The organism is Mesorhizobium sp. M7A.F.Ca.CA.002.04.1.1 (genome assembly GCF_004022805.1).
Lineage (GTDB): Bacteria > Pseudomonadota > Alphaproteobacteria > Rhizobiales > Rhizobiaceae > Mesorhizobium > Mesorhizobium ciceri.
Map to the genome: position 1 here is coordinate 1 of NZ_RZPL01000491.1, position 4,432 is coordinate 4,432.

Below are 4,432 nucleotides of genomic sequence, written 5' to 3' on the forward strand. Positions count from 1 at the left end.
CCCATTCGGCCTTCGGCCCGGCAATGCGGATGGCGGTGCGCTGACCACCTACATTTCCTGGCGCTGGATCTTCTTCATCAACGTGCCGTTCGCGCTGGCGGCGGCAATTCTTGCCGCCTCGCTGTTTCCGACGATGACCAAGCCCGTGCGCACGCCGTTCGATTTTCCGGGCTTCCTGCTGGTCGGCAGCGGCATGGTCCTGCTGGTCTTCGGCATGGATTCGCTTGCCGCCAAGGACGCCGCGGGCGGCATCATCGCCGGCGAACTGGCGCTGGCGCTCGTCATCCTGACCATCGCCTCGTTCTACTGCCTGCGCGTGCGCAATCCGCTGCTCGATCTCAAGCTGTTGCGCATCCGTACCTTCCGCATTTCGTTCCTCACCGGCGGCGGGCTGGACACGATCGGCCTTAGCTCGGTCGTCTTCCTGCTGCCGCTGATGTTCCAGCTCGGCTTCGGCATGAGCGCGGTGCAGGCGGGATCGCTGACCTTCGTAGCCGCGGTCGGCTCGGTGGCCATGCGGTTCTTCATGCCGCGTGTCCTCAACCGTTTCGGCTTTCGCCGCGTGCTGGTCTACAACACGCCCATCGTCGCCGCCCTGGTTGCCGGCTTCGCGCTGATGCAGGCGACGACGCCGGTGTGGATCGTGCTCACTTACATCTTCGTCTTCGGCGTCTTCCGCTCCGCGCAATGGGCCTCGACCGGCAACCTCGCCTATTCCGACATCGCGCCCGAGCAGCTCGCCCGTTTCAGCGCGCTCTATTACATATTATGGCAGCTGGCGGTGGCGATCAGCGTCGGCCTGGCCGCCGCGGCATTGTCGTTTCTGGCGGGCGGCGGCCCCGCCGTCGCCGACGATTTCCGCATCCTGTTCGTGATCGAGGGCATCATCACGCTCTGCGCGCTGCTCGCCTATCTCAAGCTGACACCCCAGGACGGCGCCCATGTCAGCGGCCACGGCGCACAGATGAACACGGAATGAGGCCGGCTGGCTTATTCGCTGAACGTCACCCACTCTTGCAGCGGCACGCGGTCGGTGCGGAAGGCGTTTTCAGGTTTTGACGTATCTTCATAACCAAGCGCCATGCCGCAGACGACGATCTCCTCGTCCGGAATGTCGAGCACCGGCCTGATCTGCCGGTGATAGGGCGCGAACGCCGCCTGCGGACAGGTGTGCAGACCCCTGCCTCTAGCTGCGACCATGATGTTCTGCAGGAACATGCCGTAATCGATCCATGAACCCTGGTTGAGGCGGCGATCGATGGTGAAGATCATGCCGACCGGCGCGTCGAAGAAGACGAAGTTGCGGTCGTGCTGGGCGCGCATCTTGTCGACCTCGCGGCGACCGATGCCGAGCGCGCCATAGAGGCCGAAACCGTTGGCGCGGCGTCGCGTCAGATACGGCTCGAAGAACTGCGTGGGATAATACCGGTACTCGTCCCAATCGGCTTTTTCGGCGCGAATGCCGGAATTGAGAATGGCGTCCGATATGCGCTGCTTGCTCTCGCCCTTGGTGACATAGACCTTCCATGGCTGCATGTTGGTGCCGGATGGGGCGCGCGCCGCAACCGCCAGAATGGCGCGGATGGTGTCGTCTTCGACCATGTCGGGCAGGAATGCGCGCACCGAACGGCGCGACAGGATCGCCTCGTCGACAATCTCGGCGTCGCCCTCGATTCGGGGGTTATTTTCCAGCATGGGCCGTCCCTTACCCTTTGTCTCGATCGGACGTCCCCACTCGCCGCTCTCGGCGGAGCCTTTGCATGAACCGTCAAAATCGCGCAAGCAAATCTTGTGCATCCGTGAAAATCTGCTTGATTTTTTCATGAGCTTGATTTCTCATGAAATTTGTCGGTGATTTTTCATAAAGAGAGCGTTTTGCCTTCGACTACCGCAAGAACATTGCAGGGACCTGACGAACGCGTGCTGGCCGGCGACATCAGGGCCCTGCGCAAGGCGCGCGGGCTGACGCTCGCCGAGATCGGCCTGAAGCTAGGCCGTTCGGTCGGCTGGGTCAGCCAGGTCGAGCGTGGCCTGTCGACGCCGTCGCTCGGTGACCTCAGAGCCTTCGCCGAACTGTTCGGCGTGCCGATCAGCCTGTTCTTCAGCCATGACGTACCTGTCGAAAGCGAGCGCGGCGTGGTCGTGCGCGCCGGCAGGCGCCGCACGCTTGGCACAAGCGAATCCGGCCTGGTGGAGGAGCTTCTGTCGCCCGATCTCGGCGGTAGCTTCGAGATGGTGCGTTCGGTCTTCGCGCCGGGCGCGGAACTGAAGGCCGAGGCGCAGCGGCCGACCGAGGAAGCCGGATACGTCGCGTCCGGACTGTTCGACATCGAGATCGGAGGTGTCTGGCATCGGCTTGGCGAGGGCGACTCCTTTCGCTTCGAAGGCAAGCCCTACCGCTGGCGCAATCCGGGTGCCGAGCCGGCAATTGTCATCTGGGTGGTTTCACCACCCGTCTATTGAGTTCAAGTTTGGAGAAGAACATGGCGGGTTTGCCGAGCACGGCGCGCGTGGTGATCATCGGAGGCGGCGCCGTCGGCACCTCCGCGCTCTATCATCTCGCCAAGGCGGGCTGGACCGACTGCGTGCTGCTCGAGAAGAACGAGCTGACCTCCGGCTCGACCTGGCATGCCGCCGGCAACGTGCCGACCTTCTCCTCGTCCTGGTCGCTGATGAACATGCAGCGCTATTCGACCGAGCTTTATCGCGGGCTGGCCGACGCGGTCGACTACCCCATGAACTATCACGTCACCGGCTCGCTTCGCCTTGCCCACTCGCTCGAGCGCATGCAGGAATTCCAGCGCGCCAAGGGCATGGGCCTCTACCAGGGTATGGACATAGACATTGTCGGTGTCGACGAGATCCAGCGTCGCTATCCCTTCATCGAGACGCATGAGCTGAAAGGCGCGCTCTACGACCCGAGCGACGGCGACATCGATCCGGCGCAACTCACCCAGGCGCTGGCCAAGGGTGCGCGCGACATGGGCGCGAAGATCATCCGCTTCTGCCCGGTCACAGGCGTGCGCCGCGAGAACGACGACTGGGTGGTCGAGACGGCACAGGGTGAGATCCGCTGCGAGATCGTCGTCAATGCCGCCGGCTACCGCGCCGCCGAAGTCGGCCGGATGTTCGGCCGCGACGTGCCGATGATGGTGATGAGCCATCAGTACATTCTGTTCGAGGAGATCCCCGAACTCGCGGCATGGTCGAAGGAACAAGGCAAGAAGCTGCCGCTGCTGCGCGACGTCGACACCTCCTACTATCTGCGCCAGGAGAAGAACGGCATGAATCTCGGCCCCTATGAGCGCAATTGCCGCGCGCATTGGGCCAGCCACAATGACCCGATGCCGGAGGACTTTTCCTTCCAGCTGTTCCCCGATGATCTCGACCGGCTGGAACATTATCTGGCCGACGCCGTCGCCCGCGTGCCGATCCTTGGCACGGCCGGCCTGTCCAAGGTGATCAACGGGCCGATCCCCTATACGCCGGACGGCAATCCGCTGATCGGCCCGATGCCCGGCGTTCCCAATGCCTTCGAGGCCTGCGTCTTCACCTTCGGCATTGCCCAGGGTGGCGGCGCCGGCAAGGTGCTGGCCGAATGGGTGACCGAGGGCCGGACCGAATGGGACATGTGGTCGTGCGACCCGCGCCGCTTCACTTCCTATGCCGCGGCGCCGGACTATTGCGTCGCCAAGGGCATGGAGATCTACGGCAACGAATACGCCATCCAGTTCCCGCGCCATGCCTGGCCGGAGGGCCGCGACCGCAAGCTGTCGCCGATCCACGATCGCATCAAGGCGCTCGGAGGCCGCTTCGACGCCTATAATGGCTGGGAGCGTGCCACCTGGTACGCGCAGGACGGCGATGACATCTCCGAGGAAGCCACGCTGACCTTTCGCCGCGACGGGCCATGGCAGCATCGTGTGCGCGAAGAATGCCTGGCCGTGCGTGACGCTGCCGGCATTTTGGACCTGCCTGGGTTCTCGCGCTTCAATCTCGATGGTCCAGGTGCCGCCGAATGGCTGAGCCTGCAGGTCACCGGACTGGTGCCGAAGCCAGGCCGCATCGGTCTCGTCTATTTCGCCGACGACAAGGGCCGCATCGTCACCGAAATGTCCGTCGTGCGTCACGACGAGAACCTGATGACGCTGATCACCGCGGCGGTCGCGCAGTGGCATGATTTCGAATGGCTGAAGTCGCGCATGCCCAAGGACGCACCGTTCAAGCTGATCGACCGGACCGAAGAATTCTCGACCCAGATCCTGGCCGGCCCGAACTCGCGAAAAATCCTCGCCGATGTCTGCGAAGCCGACCTCACTCTGCCATGGCTGACGCATCAGGAGACGAAGATCGCCGGCCGCTGGGCCAAACTGGTGCGCGTCTCCTTCGCCGGCGAACTCGGCTGGGAAATCCACACCAGGATCGACGACAC

General features: G+C 63.6%; 4 protein-coding genes. 3 read left to right on the plus strand and 1 reads right to left on the minus strand.

Features of this window, described 5'->3' with window-relative positions; genetic code table 11:
* Window positions 1-979, plus strand: a 979-nt coding sequence (locus ENZ75_RS22500; protein ID WP_128278322.1) for an MFS transporter, incomplete at its 5' end; no start/stop codon positions are given.
* A gap of 11 nt (window positions 980-990) precedes the next feature.
* Here the strand turns inward: ENZ75_RS22500 and ENZ75_RS22505 are convergent.
* Entirely contained in the window at window positions 991-1,695 is a 705-nt protein-coding gene (locus tag ENZ75_RS22505) for a nitroreductase (RefSeq protein ID WP_063170259.1), read from the minus strand.
* A 225-nt stretch (window positions 1,696-1,920) separates the two neighbouring features.
* Here ENZ75_RS22505 and ENZ75_RS22510 point away from each other — a divergent pair, with 225 nt between their 5' ends.
* Both ENZ75_RS22510 and ENZ75_RS22515 read left to right on the plus strand, forming a co-directional pair.
* On the plus strand, window positions 1,921-2,463 hold the full coding sequence (locus tag ENZ75_RS22510; protein ID WP_032807957.1) for an XRE family transcriptional regulator: 543 nt from the start codon (window positions 1,921-1,923) through the stop codon (window positions 2,461-2,463).
* A 20-nt stretch (window positions 2,464-2,483) separates the two neighbouring features.
* On the plus strand, window positions 2,484-4,432 hold a 1,949-nt coding region (locus ENZ75_RS22515; RefSeq protein ID WP_164887934.1), incomplete at its 3' end, for an FAD-dependent oxidoreductase.

Bases quoted from the DNA above. Each gene is read 5' to 3' on its own strand.
- ENZ75_RS22505 (WP_063170259.1), bottom strand. From the start codon at position 1,695: ATGCTGGAAAATAACCCCCGAATCGAGGGCGACGCCGAGATTGTCGAC.